The organism is Microcoleus sp. FACHB-68, assembly GCF_014695715.1.
Taxonomy (GTDB): Bacteria; Cyanobacteriota; Cyanobacteriia; order Cyanobacteriales; family Oscillatoriaceae; genus FACHB-68.
Genome location: NZ_JACJOT010000006.1, coordinates 129,469 through 145,495, shown reverse-complemented (window position 1 = coordinate 145,495; position 16,027 = coordinate 129,469). Strand labels below are relative to the sequence as shown.

Sequence of the window (16,027 nt, the reverse complement as noted above, 5' to 3'; positions counted from 1 at the left end):
AGGGAGAAATTCATCCTTCATCCTTGATCCCTCATTTTTGGGTTAGGGGCATGGAGTATGGATGAGCCAACAAAAGTACGGAATCCAAAACTTAACCTTTTTGGACACATCACCGGCTTGTTTTTAAGCTTTGTGCTGCTTGTTTTTGGGCTAGTGCTTTGTTTCGTTTTTAACCCAGTCACAATTCAATCAGAATCCCTCGCTATCCCAGTTGAAGGCAACCGGCAACTCGTCGCACGCCTATTTATTCCGAAAGCGGCTGCTGCCCCACATCCAGTTATGGTGCTCTGTCATGGCATCAATGCTAGCAAGGAGGTGATGACGCCCTTAGCAGTGGAATTGGCGCGTCATGGAATTGCAGGACTCGCTTTCGATTTTGGGGGATCAGGGGAATCTTACCGGCTTTCGGGGGGTAAGGGCGCGATCCAAAATCTTGAGGAAAGTAATCTCGCGGATGCCCAGGCAGTTCTGGCTTATCTACGGGCAAATCCTGAGCGCTTTGATGTTAAGCGCATGGGAATTGCCGGCCACTCTTTGGGGGGCACGATTGCTTTACAGCTAGCTCAAACAGACCGGCAGTTGCGCTCTACGATTGTGATGGGAATGAGCGGAGAAGCGGCACCTTCTGTGCCCAAAAATCTTTTTCTGGGCGTGGGTGTGTATGAACAGCTTAATCCTGTGGCAGATGTTCGCCGGATGTACCAAGCTGCAACTGCCGGCAAAAATCAGGCAGGCGAGATTGTCGGAGATTTTAATGCCGGCACTGCCCGGATGATGGTGATTTCTCCCACGGCTGATCACGTGATCGAACCCTATGATTCTTTTTTAATCGGGCAGGCGGTGAATTGGGCGCAACGATCTTTAAATGTGCCGGTTGTGCGTCTGCCGGCAGTATTTCCTGGCTATATTTTAGGACTGTTGGTTGCGTTCACCGGCGCTGTGGCAACCGGCGTTTTGATGTTTGTGCGAACTGGAAAGCCGGTGGAATATCCGCCCGCCCGACAGCTTTTCCGGCGCTTTGTGGCTTTTACGATTGTGGCGCTGATGGGTGTGGTGTGGAGGTTGGGAAACAGTGGTTTAGGCCCGTCTAGAGCGGCCAGTAATTCGCTAATTTTATGCTACGTGCTGTTATTGGTTACGAATTACGCCCTCCTTCATTCTGAAAAATGGAAGCCGGCTTTACGGGTTGCCGGTTTATATAGTTTGGTATTTTTAGAACCGTTTATTTTACCGGCTTTACTGAGTGGCAGCAGCGAAGTTCTTAAAAATCCTGGTTATCTCATCGATTTGCCGCAATTTCTGCTGCAATGGCCGGTGTTTTTTATCTATAACTACACAACAGTTTTAAAACTTGCGTTGTTGCCGGCTTACACGTTGAAATTGCAGCCAAGTTGGTTATTTTTTCTGCTGATACTGGTGGAATTTGTGTGGCCGGCAATCACTTTAACAACACTGGAACGGGCTGTTAAATGGGCTGTGGGACAGTTGCGCCGGCCTTTTAGAGTTGCCGGTTATGGTAGCATTTCCCGCCGTTCAGTCGGCCTGCTGGGGGTGCTGGTGCTGTTGCTGGTTCTGATTGTGCATCAGCGTCTTCAGGATGGCGTGTTCTCCCTGGCAGCCGGTAGCGGGTTACTCGTCTTGCAGTTAATTAGCCAGATGGTGTTGCTGCCGGTGGGGGTAATTGTGGTGATTTTGCGATCAGCTTGGTTTCGACGTTTAGAGAGCCGGTGTTTAGAGAGATGAGGGAGAGAGAATAAAGATTTAGGAATTAACTCGTTGCAAAAGGGAATTTAAAAACTGCTTTAGTAATATCAGGAAAATATTCAGAAACCACACGTTTTATTAATAATTATGCACAAAGATCAACAAGACATTGCTCAAGCTTGGTTTGAACAGGGCATAGCATTAGCCAATGTAGGACGCTATGAAGAAGCAATTGCTTCTTACGATAAAGCTGTAGAAATTGAACCGGGCCATCATGAAGCTTGGTACTGGCGGGGCGTTGCCTTATTTAATTTAGGACACACTGAAGAAGCGATTGCTTCCTTCGGCAAAGCTGTTAAAATTAAACCGGACTATCATGAAGCCTGGAATTACCGGGGCAATGCCTTATTTAATTTAGGACGCCCTGAAGAAGCGATTCCTGAATACGAAAAAGCACTTGAAATTAAACCAGACGCTTACTATGCCTGGTACAACCGGGGCGTTGCCTTGGGAATGTCAGGACGCGATGAAGAAGCGATTGCTTCCATCGACAAAGCCCTTGAAATTAAACCGGACTATCATGAAGCCTGGCGGAACCGGGGCATTGCCTTAGGTAATTTAGAACGCGATGAAGAAGCGATTGCTTCCTGGGTTAAAGCCCTTGAGATTAAACCAGACGATCATATTGCCTGGAACAACCGTGGCCTTGCCTTATTTAATTTAGGACGCTATGAAGAAGCGATTGGTTGCTTCGATAAAGCTGTTAAAATTAAACCGGACTATCATGAAGCCTGGGACGCCTGGGGTCTTGCTTCAGTAAAGTTAGGACGCTATGAAGAAGCGATTGTTTCCTGGGATAAAGTTGTTAAAATTAAACCAGCTAATCACTATGGCTGGTACAACCGTGGCCTTGCCTTATTTAATTTAGGACACGATGAAGAAGCGATTGATTGCTACGATAAAGTTGTTAAAATTAAACCGGACTATCATGAAGCCTGGAACAACCGTGGCCTTGCCTTATTTAATTTAGGACGCGATGAAGAAGCGATTGCTTCCTACGACAAAGCTGTTAAAATTAAACCGGACTATCATGAAGCGTGGTATAACTGGGGCGTTGCCTTATTTAATTTAGGGCGCTATGAAGAAGCGATTGATTGCTACGATAAAGTTGTTAAAATTAAACCTGGCGCTCATGAAGCCTGGGACGCTTGGGGCGTTGCCTTAGTTAATTTAGGACGCTATGAAGAAGCGATTGCTTGCTACGACAAAGCACTTGAGATTAAACCGGATTTTCATACTACATGGAGCAACCGGGGCAGTGCATTAGGAAATTTAGGACGCTATGAAGAAGCGATTGGTTGCTTCGACAAAGCACTTGAAATTAAACCGGACTATTATGAATCCTGGTACAATCGAGGGCTTTGTTTAGTTAATTTAGAACGCTATGAAGAAGCGATAATTTCCTACAAACAAGTTGTTAAAATTAAAGCCGATTATCATCATATTTGGTTCAATCAAGGTCTTGCTTTATTTAAGTTAGGACGCTATGAAGAAGCGATTGCTTCCTACGAAAAAGCACTTGAAATTAAACCAGATTATCATAATATTTGGTTCAATCAAGGTCTTGCTTTATTTAGTTTAGTACGCGATGAAGAAGCGATTGCTTCCTGGGATAAAGCACTTGAGATTAAACCGGACTATCATGAAGCCTGGTACAACCGGGGCAATGCATTAGGAAATTTAGGACGCATTGAAGAAGAGATTGCTTCCTACGACAAAGCACTTGAAATTAAACCGGACTTTCATGAAGCTTGGTACTGGAGGGGCGTTGCCTTATTTAATTTAGGACACACTGAAGAAGCGATTGCTTCCTACGACAAAGCACTTGAAATTAAACCGGACTATCATGAAGCCTGGTACAACCGGGGCAATGCTTTAGGTAATTTAGGACGCTATGAAGATGCGATTACTGAATACGAAAAAGTACTTGAAATTAAACCGGACGATCATGAAGCCTGGTACTGGCGGGGCATTGCCTTAGGTAATTTAGGACGCTATGAAAAAGCGATTGCTTCCATCGACAAAGCACTTGAAATTAAACCGGACGATCATGAAGCCTGGAACACTCGCGGCTTTGCCTTAGATAAGTTAGGACGCTATGAAGAAGCGATTGCTTCCTACGAAAAAGCTGTTGAAATTAAACCTGACTATTATGAAGCCTGGAACAACCGGGGCCGTGGCTTAGGGAGTTTAGGACGCTATGAAGAAGCAGTTGCTTGCTTCGACAAAGCACTTGAAATTAAACCGGACGCTCATATTGCCTGGTACAATCGGGGCAGCGCCTTATTTAATTTAGGACGCTATGAAGAAGAGATTGCTTCCTACGAAAAAGCTGTTGAAATTAAACCTGACTATCATGAAGCCTGGTACTGGCGAAGCGTTGCATTAGATGATTTAGGGCGCACTGAAGAAGCGATTGCCTCCTGGGACAAAGCACTTGAAATTCAATCAGACATTCATGAAACCTGGTACAACCGGGGCAATGCCTTATTTAACTTAGGACGCTATGAGGAAGCGATTGCTTCTTACGAAAAAGCTGTTGAAATTAAACCTGACAAAGATGAAGCTTTGTACAACCGGGGCAATGCCTTATTTAATTTAGGACGCACTGAAGAAGCAATTGCTTCTTATGACAAAGCACTTGTAATTAAACCGGATAAAGATCAAGCCTGGTATAACAAAGCTTGCTGTTATGCTTTACAAGGCAACATTGACTTAGCCCTGGAAAACCTCCAACACGCTATCCAACTCAACCCTGACGAATATCGGCAACTTGCAGAAACCGACTCAGACTTTGATAGCATCCGAGAGGATAGCCGATTCCAGATGCTTCTTCAGGGGAGATGAGGGAGAGAAGGGTGCCGGCATCTTCTATCATCTGTGTGCATCTGCGGTTAAGATAAAAATTTCCAACTTTGGCACGACATTTAATTTGAGTTGAGATTATGCCTAATTTTGAATTTGGCAATGTGTCGAATCCTGAAGAAGCACAACGCCTAGGGGAAATTCTCTGCCAGTGCTTCAACTTTCCCGCGAAAGATTGGCCTTTTTATCGGGATCGTTTGGGATTGGAGAGTTTTCGAGTTCTGCGTCAAGATGGCAAAATTGCCGCCGGCTTGGGAATTTACCAGATGGGGCAGTGGTTTGGGGGGCAGTCTGTGCCAATGGCGGGGATTGCGGCTGTCGGGGTGCCTCCGGAGTATCGCGGAACCGGGGTGGCATTTGAACTGCTGAGTCAAACCCTCAAAGAACTTTATGACAGTGGGGTGCCGGTTTCCTCGCTTTATCCCGCCACTCAGCGCCTTTACCGGAAAGTGGGATATGAACAAGCCGGCACTCATTGCACCTGGGAGTTGCCAACTCAGAGTATTCGTATGAGTGAACGCAGTATGCCGGTTCGTTCTGTAGAATTATCTCAGCATGAAGTTTTTCACGAACTTTACCGGCAGCAGGCAACGCGAAATAACGGGAATTTGGATCGCAATACCGCAATTTGGGAGAACGCAGTTCTGCACCCAGAAAATGCGGTTTATGCCTATATTGCCGGCAGTGAAAGCCAACCCGAAGGTTACATTATTTTTAGCCCCAAAAAGGAAGCCGGGAGCAATGTGTTATCGATATGGGATTGGGCGGCTGTAACGCCGGCAGCGCAACGCCGTTTGTGGGCATTTTTAGCAGATCATCGCTCTCAGATCGACAAGGTGATTTGGCAAGGTTCTACTCTCGATTCTCGTCTGTTTTTGCTTCCCGAACAAACCGCTAAAATTTGCAGTTTACAAATCTGGTTTTTGCGAATCGTGAATGTGGCGCTGGCCTTGGAAAAACGTGGCTATCCGGCGGGTTTGGTTGCCGAATTAAATTTATCTGTCACCGACGATTTACTGCCGGCAAACAATGGCAACTTTGTTTTAAAGGTTTCTGGCGGGCGAGGCGAAGTTACTAGCGGCGGTAAAGGCGAGTTGCAAATAGATATTCGCGCACTGGCACCGCTTTATACAGGTTTGTTTACAGCTTATCAACTGCAAGCCAACGGCCAAGTGGAAGCAACTGAGAATGCGTTATCTGTTGCGGATCAAATCTTTGCCGGTTCTCAGCCTTGGATGCCAGACTTTTTTTGATGATTATTTTAATTAGGGAGTTAATGTGCCTTAATTTAAAACTCCCCAATATTCTAAATCATGCCCATTAGTAAAAATAGCAAAAACAGTTATTTCTATTCAATTTTTACCTGGGCTTCTGCTCAATGTCGATAAATTTATCTCGATTGATTATTCGTTTTCATAGAACATTCTTCTGTTTTACTTTTCAAAGATATCTAATTGTTCGAGAACCGGCTGTCCGTTTTTACTTTCTTTTTTCGCCCCACCTTGACGCAAACCGACCGCTATTTTACTGTGCTTTTCGATTTGGCTCATAACTTGCCTTGCGCGTTCAATTACAGAAGCCGGCAACCCAGCTAATCTTCCCGCTTCAATTCCATAGGAACGATCAGCACCTCCGGGATGAACTTGATGCAAAAACACAATTCTATCCGGAAATTCTTTGACGGTTACTTGATAGTTAGCGACATTCGATAAAATTGATGCCAATTCATTTAATTCATGATAATGGGTGGCAAAAATTGTCCGCGAAGCGATTTCTGTAGCTAGATATTCCGCAACCGACCAAGCAATTGAAAGACCATCAAAGGTTGCGGTTCCTCTGCCAATTTCGTCGAGAAGAACGAGGGATTTTGGCGTGGCGTGGTTGAGAATATTTGCGGTTTCATTCATTTCTACCATAAAGGTAGATTGGCCTGTTGCTAAATCGTCAACAGCACCGACACGGGTAAAAATGCGGTCTGAAATTCCCAAGGTTGCAGAAGTTGCCGGCACAAAACTGCCAATTTGTGCCATTAATTGAATTAAACCAATTTGTCTTAAATAACAGCTTTTTCCGCTGGCATTTGGGCCGGTAAGAATGATTAAATCGGGGGTGGGAGAGGCGGCTTCTGGGGTTCCCAAATGTGCTGAATTGGGGACAAAGAAACCGGCAGGTAAAGATTGCTCAACAACTGGGTGACGCCCGTCAATAATTGCAATTTCTCGGCTTTCGACCATCGTAGGCCGGCAGTAACCTTGATGCACGGCAACTTCTGCTAAACCACACAGTACATCGGCTGCGGCAACGGCTTTGGCGACTTTGCGAATGAGTTCTGCTTGTTCTCCCACTTCTGCACGCAAGCCGGCAAAAACTTCGTATTCAAGTTGGTTTAAATCATCGCGTGCGGTGAGAATTCGAGCTTCTCTTTCTTTTAAATCTGTAGTGATATATCTCTCTTCATTCGTTAGTGTTTGTTTGCGGAGATAATCTTTCGGGGCTTGCTCGGTTTTAGACTTACTAATGCTGATATAGTAGCCAAAGGTTTTATTAAATCCAACTTTGAGATTGGGGATGCCGGTGCGTTCTCTTTCGGTTACTTCTAATTGAGCAATCCATTGCCGATCTTCCTCAACTTGCTGGCGCATGGCATCAAGCTGGGGGTGAATGCCAGGGCGAATTAAATTGCCTTCAGTGAGATGGATGGGGGGGGAATCAACTAAATGTTCGCGCAGGTGTTGTGCCAGTTGTTCAAGTACCTGCGGCACATTTTGTAAGGCTTTGAGATAAGGCGAGGTGCCGGCAGATGCCAACCTCGCTAGTTCCGGAAGTTTTCCTAAAGATTCCGCTAAAGTAACTAAATCTTTTGCGTTAGCTGTGCCAGAACCGGCTCGTCCTGCCAATCTTTCAATATCATAAATTTGCCGCAATAACTGTTGTAAATCTTGGCAGAAGGAATTGTTTTCTACTAATTCTTGAATCGTATCTTGTCGGGCGCTGATGCCTTTAATATCTAGCAAAGGTTGCAACAACCACCGGCGCAATGCCCGCCCACCCATTGCAGTGCCGGTTTTATCCAGCGCCCACAGCAGTGAACCATAAAAAGTGCCATCCCGAACGGTTTGGGTAATTTCCAAATTGCGCCGGCTCTGATGATCAATAATCAGAAAATCAGCAAGTGTGTAGGTTCGCACCGGCTGTAAAGGAATTTTGGTTCTTGCTGTCAATTGGGGATTTGAAGATTTCAAATTTTCCCCGGTTCCCTGTTCAAATGTATTTTCCAAATATTCCAGCAAACCGCCGGCGGCGCGGACTGCCAGGGGTAAATGTTCGCACCCCATTCCTTCCAAGGAACGCACTTTAAAGCGTTGCAACAGTCGTTGACGCGCTTCCACTTGAGTAAACGGTCTTTGCGATCTCAGCGCATAACAAAAGGAAGGTGGCAGGCAGCTAGGCAAGTGTTCAGAAGTTTCGCCGGGACGCAGCAAACTGCCAATATCCGGCGCATCGGTGGGAATCAGCACTTCTGAGGGTTGCAGCCGCATCAGTTCTTGGCTTAGCTGTTCTAAGTCATCGGCTTGGGTGGTTAAAAATTCGCCTGTGGAGATATCTGCATAGGCTAAACCCCAATGGGTGCCGGTGATCACGGCGGCGGCAAGGAAGTTATTGCGCCGCGCTTTCAGCATTCCTTCTTCTAGAACCGTCCCAGGCGTGATGACGCGGGTAATTTGGCGTTCAACGATGCGACGTTCTGCTGCGGCTTCTGCGGCGTCTTCCACTTGATCGCAGACTGCGATCGCATAGCCTTTTTCAACCAGTTGCGTGGAGTAGCGATCTAAGGCATGGTGAGGAACCCCGGTCATTGGCACACGCCCCACTTCTTTACCCCCTTCTTTGCTAGTGAGGACGAGTTCGAGTTCTCGTGAGACGGTAATGGCGTCTTGAAAGAAGGTTTCAAAGAAGTCCCCAACCCGATACAGCAGGATCGCATGAGGATATTTATCTTTCATATCCGCATAATGCCGGTACATGGGTGATAGCTGTTCACGATCTATCAGCCGGTAGTCCGCATTTTTGATCGTGGGTTGGTTGGGGGTAGATGCAGAATAAAGGGTCATGGCCAGAAGTCAGCAGCGAGGGTTAGGATCATTGTAATAGGCCGGTTTTTGAAGACAAGCCTCTGTACCATTGCTTTATACAGTAAAATTTCGATTTTTAGTCGTAAATTTTATAACGGCTTATTTAGGGACACTGCGCTTAATGATCTTTGATGCGATCAGCACAATTTTGACTTAATTTTTGGTTCAGAGGGTTCATTGCGGTGTTGTGCCAGTTTTTTCCTGCCGGTTCTCTGCATTATTGAGGCGTTTGAGGAACAGCAGATTAGAGAATCGCTTGATGGAGTCCATCGGATTCAAGAGTCTCGACACCTATAATTTATCGCAGATTATGTCTATTTTTGAGCGGAGTTCAGGAGCAGCAAGCATAATTTTGGAGATCTACGTTTTGGTGCATATCTATAATTTTGTATTTTCCTGGGTTTTATACTTTATAACTTAGATAAATTTAATTGGCTTAAATATGGGCATAGACAATCCATTTTCAGGATAACTAAAACATAACTCTCCAATAATAAAACCAACATTATTAATTTCTTGTTTTTTTAGGTTTTTTGAAACCATTTTATAATTTATTTCACTAAGTTCTAGAACATTATTTTTCAATTCATTCTCTAAATTATTGTTTATTATATAGATTGAATAAAATTCATCTAGCTTTAGAGTCGTCATATATTTCAGTATTTTATATATCAGTATCTTTCGAGATTGAGAACCCATTAAGAAGTTAGCAGCATATTCAACTTTATATCCTATTTTAGAATTATCTTCTGTTAAACGCAACAAATCAACTTTTTCATGAGAAGAGATAAATTCATCATTTTGATATTCAGACTCTAACCATCTGGCAACAGCCTGTTTAATCTCGTTGCCTTCCTCAGCTCTTAAGTTTCCTCTGTTGTATAAAAGGTTACTTCTAATAGCAGAAATCTCTTCTACTTGTTTTATAGACTCTTTTTTAACATCCACTTCAATATATTTCTTAGCAAATTCCAGAAAACGCTCTGGAGTATACATATAGAAGATAGATGCTCCTTCTTTACAGATTTCTTCAACTAATTCAGGACGCGCACCGATAGTCTTTCCTTCTTCTTCACGCCACCAGTCTTCTTTACGATCATCAGTGATAAAAATAACGTATTTTCTGTTGTTATCTTTCACCTCCTTAAGAATTTCTTTCCACAGAATTAAATCACCATACTCTCTTTTAAAAGACATTCCATTATAAAGATAAGGAGTTCCTTTTTTCTTATTGTTTAAATCTTGAAATCCCGGAGGATATTTCATTGGGTATCTTTTTTCTCCATCTTTATATATATCATTCAACTCTTGTTCAGTCGGAGCTTCACCAATTTTACCTTTAAAAAGGTCGTCAATAACATCTCTTATAAAATCTTGATCCTCTGGCTTAAGTTGTCGAGTTTCAAGAGATTTATTTTCTTCTAAAAATTCATTAAATAATTTGTTAAGCTTTACAATAAAATTTTCATAATCAATAGATGGAAATTTACGAAGTTTACCTTTAATTCGAGATTCTTCTTCTACTAATATTTCTTCTATAGTTTTAAATTTATTGTCTTGTTCATTAATTACTGTATTGCGATTTTCTTGGAACTCAAGAGCAACTTGATGAGGAATCCACAAACGATTCTCTATTTTACGAAGAACATTGATAAAATCTTTACGAGTTTCCTCATTATAACGATATAAATTCAAAATAGAATTCGTATCTATAATAAATACACAATTTTTCCAAAGTTCAACAAATTCCTCTTCACTTAAACTGTAATATCCTGGAAATAAATCTTTCATTTTTATAATTAATAACGCTGGTTTTCCTGCTCAACAAATAAAGTTTACGGTTTCTCGTACAAATTTGCCACATCTCATCGGCAACAACCGGCTCTGATTCACACTACCCTGCCGCTGGGGATAAATTATTCAAAATTCCGTCTCACCACCCTATGATAATCGGGCAATATCTCAATGTCCAGTAGCTCCTGTAAAAATGCCGGCAAGCTCTTCATTTCCGAATTAAATACCTTTAAATTTTAATTCCAGGTGCCATCGCGTAAACTATCAGCCGTACTTTTAATAAAACTCGCTAACGGGACAGCTATTAAAAGTCCTAAGACTCCGCCTATTTTTGCCCCTAATAATAACGAGACTAAAATCCACACAGGATTTAAGCCGGTGAATCCTCCCAGAATTCGAGGAGCAATAAAATTTGCATTAATCCAATCAATCGTGAAAGCAACCAATAAAACTTTTATCCCCAACCAAAAGTTTTGTAATGCCAAAAGTAGACCAACTAAACTGATCCCAACTCCAGTCATTAAAGGAAACAAACCCATCACACCCAATCCGAATCCAAACAGCAGCGCTAGGGGAACTTGTAAAGCCAAAAATGCTAAAGTTATTGCCACTCCGCTCAAAGCAGCTAATGTTGATTGACCGATAAAATAATTGTGGAAATTTTGGCGAAGAGAACGCCGTACAATCGGCCCAATATGAGGCGGAAACCACTGAAAAATTCCATCCCAAAGACGCTCGCCGTGCAAAACCAGATAGAAAGTCAGAACTGCCGTCAGAAATAGATTTAAGACACTACCGAGCGTCTCGAGAGCAAATCCTAGAAATTTTCCTGTAACACTATCAATTTGTCCAGACAATCGCTCCGTTTGCTTGGTTGCAACTTCACTTAAATCAAGAGGTAAATTGCGCGTTACTGCCCATTTGTTCAAAATTTGAAGTTGTTTAATTCCCGAATCTATCCAGCTTGGCAGACGTTTAGAAAATTCGTTTAACTGTTCTATGATTAACGGAAAAAGAGTAATTGCTAAAGCCAAAAATATCACTAATGCAATTAAAAAAACTAAAACAACTGCATTATTCCTTAGTACGCCTTTTTTTTGTAAAAATTTAACTGGGTAATCTAAAATAAAAGCTAATAAAATAGAAGCAATGAAAAGACTGATTAGTGGTTGAAAATAATTAAAAATTAAAAGAGCCAGCCAGCCATATAGAACAAATACTGGAAAAGCTAATGTCCAAACTATGTATTTTGGCAGGTTTCTAAAAAGAGCAATCATAATTTAGTGTCTACTTGCTGGTGTTATTTCAAAAATAAATTTTATCAAACCTCTTAAGAAATGATTTCATGGGCGTTTATTTGCGGTTAAAAAATCCCTGTTTTATCAGGCGAGCAAATCAAAAAATGTTTGTCAACTTACCTAGCAATCCTTCAAACAAAGCCGATAATTTGCACATACGCTAAATGACTGGTAAATTTTGAGGAATTTGACTTGTTTAGCTGCGTAAATTTTTAACTGCGTAACCGATCTAAGCAAATCTAAGATAGATTCACCGGCTCTCGATAAACGTGATTGCTGTAAATTTTAACAAGGATAGCTGAGAAAGCAAGTAAAGCATTTTTGCAAGAAATTTTAGACGCGTCAAAAAGGCTTTCGGGCATTCTGACTTACAGTGCGCCATCTTCACCGGCATCGGCAAAGCAGCGATCACGTCCCCTCGTTTTGGCTTGATACAGCGCCCGATCCGCCGTAGCAATCAAATCAGCTACACTCCCATTGGGTGCCGGCACCACAGTTGCAACACCGGCACTGAGCGTAACACAATCACTCACCGCAGATCCCGCATGGGGAATTGCCACCGCCTTCACCGCCTCTAAAATCGCTTCCGCCACATCAATTGCTCCCTCTAAATCAGTCCCTGGCAAAACCACAGCAAATTCTTCACCCCCATAACGAGCAACTAAATCTACTGGATGCGCGAGAACCTGACTAATCGCAGCCGCCACTTGTTTAAGACACTCATCTCCGGCTTGGTGTCCGTAAGTGTCGTTGTAAACCTTAAAAAAGTCAACATCGCACAGCAGCAGGGACAAAGGCATTTGTTCACCGGCACATTTGCCCCACTCCTGCTTCAAATACTCATCAAACCGGCGGCGGTTGGCAATCTGCGTCAAACAATCACACCACGCCAACCGTTGGAGTTCTAGATTCGCCAACGCCAGGTGTTGGTAAAGTTCCGCTTGGTGAATCGCGGTTGCTAGCTGATTCCCCAGAGATGCCATCAACTCAGTTTCCAACAGCTGCCACTGGTGGGGTGCACGACAGTGATCGCAGATCGGCAGTCCCCAAACATGAGAAGACGGAGAGAATGCCCCGGTTGCGTTGCCCCACTCTACAGCAACCCTGCTGCCCTGTCGAATAGGAACAAACCGCAACTCTCTAGCCTGATCTTCAGGATGCACCAAAGTTGTGCACACGTTGAGGTGATTTTTAACCTCATCCTCATACCCCAGCATTTCCTGCCACCGCGCTGAATAGAAGGCATCATTTTTTGCCATCTCTTGGTTATCTGAAGTCATTGTTGTGGAAAACACACACTCTGAAGTGAGTGGTGAAAGCATTGGATAGTCCTGTTCGATCTGCCGGCGATCAGTGATATCCTGCGCCACCGCACAGGCGTTGTTTTCGTTAATAAACAAAACGCGCCAAGCCAACCACCTGTAGCTGCCATCTCGGTGCCGGCAGCGCTGCTCAAACTCCCTCACCGTTTCCGCCTCACAGCCCTCCATAGCCGCTAAACTGGCAGCAATATCCTCTGGATGCACGAATTCTATCCAAGGCTGCGCTCTCAATTCATCTGTAGTCCAACCGAGCACTCGTTCCCAAGCGCAATTGAGCGGTTGCCAGTATGCGTCCGATCCCCACAAGCAAAACAGCTCAGAAGACAAGTCTAATAGCGCTTGCAGATGTGTGAAGTTAGTCGTCGCATCCCAAAAACAAAAGTTCATATTGCCAGATATCCACAATCGAATCTAGTTCAATATCGGTGTTTTTGCGGAAGAGTCTGGTGATAGGGATAATTGTGCCGGCGTGATAATTTGGCCCCTCGCGAAGGATGCAAAGCGGTGTGTTCGGGTGATCGTTATCACGGCGAGGCCCAATCAATCTTTTTTAGGGTGATGGAGAAGATTACTACTAAATTAACGAAGAAGTGCCAACAGAGATTTCAAGCGAGGTTCGCAGACAATGGAATGCGAGGGATTGCAAGGCTTTTAGCCTCGATCTGGTAAGAATGCTATACTCTTGCTCGGTGTGCGAGGCGCGAGCAAAGCAATGAACCGATTGGGAGATTCAATGAGTTGTACGCGCCGGCAAGCGCTGTGGTTTCTCGTTGGTGCTGCCGGTGCCGGTGTCCTCCACGCTTGCACCACAGCCGATCCCACCCCCCAAGAAAACACCCTTTCCACTTCAATGGGACTCGTGACTTGGATAGGACTGACACCGTTTTACATCGCTCAGCAGAAAGGTTTCTTCAAAGAACTCGACATCAATTTAGAAATTAAAGACTTCAGCGCTAGTGCCGATTCTCTGGCAGCTTTTGCAGCAGGACACCTTAAGGGACTCGCGCCGGTGACATCAGAAGCAATGCTGCTGGCTGCAAATGGCGTTGATTTTCGAGTTGTTTTAGTTGAAGATATTTCGGTTGGTGCTGATGGAATTTTAGCACGGAATAGCATTGCAGACATTAAAGATTTTAAAGGCAAACAAATTGCTGTAGATCAAGGCAGTGTCAGCCACTATTTCTTGCTGCAAGTGCTTAACGAATTTGGATTAAGTGCTGCCGATATTGCCCTAGTGGCGATGACCCCAGATGCGGCAGCAACCGCTTATGAAACCGGCGAAATCGATATTGCGGTAACTTACTCGCCTTATTTAGATAAAGCAAAGATCACTCAGAAAGATGGCAGAGTGATTTATGATTCTTCCCAAATGCCAAGCGCCATTGTTGATCTTTATGTTTTCGAGACGAAGTTTATTGAAAGCTATCCGCAAGCGGTGGGTGCGTTTGTGCGAGGCATTTTTCAAGGTTTGGATTTTTTGAAGACAAACCGGCAGGAAGGATTGGAAATTGCGGCCAAATACCTTGATATTACCCCGAATGAGTTAGATGAAGACTTAAAATTGTTGCAGTTTCCAGATGTTCAGATGAATTTAGAAATGCTGGGAAACCCTGCCAGCGAGCGGTACTTGCTGAAAACTATGCAAAATATGACAGAATTCTTAAAGCAGCAAAATCAAATTAACCGAGTCCCCAACTTTTCTGCTTTATTAGCACCTGAGTTTGTGAAAGCGGTTGCAGCTAGCGCTTAAAAAGCCAAGAAATTAGAAAATTCAAATTAACACCGGCTTCCTCTGCCTGAAGTTTTTATTTCTTTGTGCCGGCCATAAAATCTAATAAAATTTGCTGGTGAATTTGTCCTAATGGTCGCACTTGGCCGGCACGTTCTGAATAACGCTCACCCGCCCTAATTTCTTCGGGAGTCAATAACCCCATATCCCACCCTTCATTCAGCACTAACTCGTTTAAATCCACCGTTAAAGGGCCATGATAGACATGGCGGATTGCTTTAGCATCTGAATACAAACCAAATTCTGAAACTACCGATGCAGTGTAAGTAATTTCTTCTAGGAGTTCCCGCTTCAAGGCATCTTCTGGGTTTTCGCCGGCTTCGATATGCCCCCCAAAAAATCCCCAATACCCTGGGTAAGCAATTCCCGGAATATTATCTCGCAACTGCAAAAGAAACTTGCCTTCACGATATAAGATTGCAATCGCCACATGAACGCGTTCATCACCCATAACTACAGGTTTTTCCTTTAATATTTTTAAGGCTAATTATCACAAATAACCCTTAAACCTCAAAATTTTAAGCAATTCTTACCAAAGTCTCCCTCTGCCCAGCCCTAGCTTCCCTCTAAAAATTGTTAGGGGACGCTACAGTTTCTCAACTTCCGTTACATAAACTTCTCCTAAATCTTGTCCGCCCACCGGAATGCTTTTATACTGAACTTCACCTTTGATCAAAACCTCATCTCCTTTGTTGGGTAAAGCTTTTGTGGTGATCACCCAAATACTGCCGGTAGCATCTCGCACTTCATAAGCGCCGGTGCCTAAGAAAGGTGCTTGATTTTCTACACGCCCTTTTAGGTAAACTGTCGAATAATTTGTCCGATTTTGCTGAAGATCGCGGATGTTCGTGATATTAACATTCGCACCAATTTTGGCTAGCTGCCCGCAGCTAATCAACCCTCCTAGCAGCAGTGTGAGGGTTCCAAGCTGCCATCGCTGTTGCTTTGCTGTCATCATTGCAGTTCCCACGTTTGATTCACTCTCCACACTTAATGTTTTATACCGCGCCAAACTGGGGAATGCCCAGCCTGTGCCGGCAGCCGACAATCTTCAAATATTGC

At 43.8% G+C, this 16,027-nt stretch carries 10 protein-coding genes; 4 read left to right on the top strand and 6 right to left on the bottom strand.

Annotated elements, in window-relative coordinates; translation table 11 throughout:
* Positions 1 to 57 precede the first annotated feature (57 nt).
* From H6F73_RS05215 to H6F73_RS05205, 3 genes are all read left to right on the top strand, one after another.
* Entirely contained in the window at positions 58 to 1,743 is a 1,686-nt protein-coding gene (locus H6F73_RS05215) for an alpha/beta fold hydrolase (RefSeq protein ID WP_190757746.1), read from the top strand.
* A 108-nt stretch (positions 1,744 to 1,851) separates the two neighbouring features.
* Positions 1,852 to 4,611: a tetratricopeptide repeat protein gene (locus H6F73_RS05210; RefSeq protein WP_190757745.1), complete on the top strand. Its 2,760-nt coding sequence runs from the start codon at positions 1,852 to 1,854 to the stop codon at positions 4,609 to 4,611.
* Between the two features lie 98 nt (positions 4,612 to 4,709).
* Positions 4,710 to 5,882, top strand: a complete 1,173-nt coding sequence (locus H6F73_RS05205; RefSeq protein ID WP_199330430.1) for a GNAT family N-acetyltransferase — start codon at positions 4,710 to 4,712, stop codon at positions 5,880 to 5,882.
* A 180-nt stretch (positions 5,883 to 6,062) separates the two neighbouring features.
* Here H6F73_RS05205 and mutS read toward each other — a convergent pair whose 3' ends face one another.
* The 4 genes from mutS to H6F73_RS05185 form a co-directional block, all read right to left on the bottom strand.
* On the bottom strand, positions 6,063 to 8,741 hold the full coding sequence (gene mutS / locus H6F73_RS05200; protein ID WP_190757744.1) for a DNA mismatch repair protein MutS: 2,679 nt from the start codon (positions 8,739 to 8,741) through the stop codon (positions 6,063 to 6,065).
* Between the two features lie 438 nt (positions 8,742 to 9,179).
* Positions 9,180 to 10,553, bottom strand: a complete 1,374-nt coding sequence (locus H6F73_RS05195) for a PIN-like domain-containing protein (protein WP_190757743.1) — start codon at positions 10,551 to 10,553, stop codon at positions 9,180 to 9,182.
* A gap of 239 nt (positions 10,554 to 10,792) precedes the next feature.
* Positions 10,793 to 11,833: an AI-2E family transporter gene (locus H6F73_RS05190; RefSeq protein WP_190757742.1), complete on the bottom strand. Its 1,041-nt coding sequence runs from the start codon at positions 11,831 to 11,833 to the stop codon at positions 10,793 to 10,795.
* Positions 11,834 to 12,222: 389 nt separating this feature from the next.
* Positions 12,223 to 13,563: a diguanylate cyclase gene (locus H6F73_RS05185; RefSeq protein WP_190757741.1), complete on the bottom strand. Its 1,341-nt coding sequence runs from the start codon at positions 13,561 to 13,563 to the stop codon at positions 12,223 to 12,225.
* A gap of 325 nt (positions 13,564 to 13,888) precedes the next feature.
* Here H6F73_RS05185 and H6F73_RS05180 point away from each other — a divergent pair, with 325 nt between their 5' ends.
* Positions 13,889 to 14,926: an ABC transporter substrate-binding protein gene (locus H6F73_RS05180; RefSeq protein WP_190757740.1), complete on the top strand. Its 1,038-nt coding sequence runs from the start codon at positions 13,889 to 13,891 to the stop codon at positions 14,924 to 14,926.
* A gap of 55 nt (positions 14,927 to 14,981) precedes the next feature.
* Here the strand turns inward: H6F73_RS05180 and H6F73_RS05175 are convergent, their stop codons facing one another.
* Both H6F73_RS05175 and H6F73_RS05170 read right to left on the bottom strand, forming a co-directional pair.
* Positions 14,982 to 15,416, bottom strand: a complete 435-nt coding sequence (locus H6F73_RS05175; RefSeq protein ID WP_190757739.1) for an NUDIX hydrolase — start codon at positions 15,414 to 15,416, stop codon at positions 14,982 to 14,984.
* Between the two features lie 135 nt (positions 15,417 to 15,551).
* Positions 15,552 to 15,923 (bottom strand): hypothetical protein, encoded by a 372-nt coding sequence (locus H6F73_RS05170; protein WP_190757738.1) that lies wholly within the window; start codon positions 15,921 to 15,923, stop codon positions 15,552 to 15,554.
* Positions 15,924 to 16,027 lie beyond the last annotated feature (104 nt).

Bases quoted from the DNA above. Each gene is read 5' to 3' on its own strand.
- H6F73_RS05210 (WP_190757745.1), top strand. From the start codon at position 1,852: ATGCACAAAGATCAACAAGACATTGCTCAAGCTTGGTTTGAACAGGGC.
- H6F73_RS05205 (WP_199330430.1), top strand. From the start codon at position 4,710: ATGCCTAATTTTGAATTTGGCAATGTGTCGAATCCTGAAGAAGCACAA.
- H6F73_RS05170 (WP_190757738.1), bottom strand. From the start codon at position 15,923: ATGATGACAGCAAAGCAACAGCGATGGCAGCTTGGAACCCTCACACTG.
- H6F73_RS05185 (WP_190757741.1), bottom strand. From the start codon at position 13,563: ATGAACTTTTGTTTTTGGGATGCGACGACTAACTTCACACATCTGCAA.
- H6F73_RS05190 (WP_190757742.1), bottom strand. From the start codon at position 11,833: ATGATTGCTCTTTTTAGAAACCTGCCAAAATACATAGTTTGGACATTA.
- H6F73_RS05175 (WP_190757739.1), bottom strand. From the start codon at position 15,416: ATGGGTGATGAACGCGTTCATGTGGCGATTGCAATCTTATATCGTGAA.
- H6F73_RS05195 (WP_190757743.1), bottom strand. From the start codon at position 10,553: ATGAAAGATTTATTTCCAGGATATTACAGTTTAAGTGAAGAGGAATTT.
- mutS (WP_190757744.1), bottom strand. From the start codon at position 8,741: ATGACCCTTTATTCTGCATCTACCCCCAACCAACCCACGATCAAAAAT.
- H6F73_RS05215 (WP_190757746.1), top strand. From the start codon at position 58: ATGGATGAGCCAACAAAAGTACGGAATCCAAAACTTAACCTTTTTGGA.
- H6F73_RS05180 (WP_190757740.1), top strand. From the start codon at position 13,889: ATGAACCGATTGGGAGATTCAATGAGTTGTACGCGCCGGCAAGCGCTG.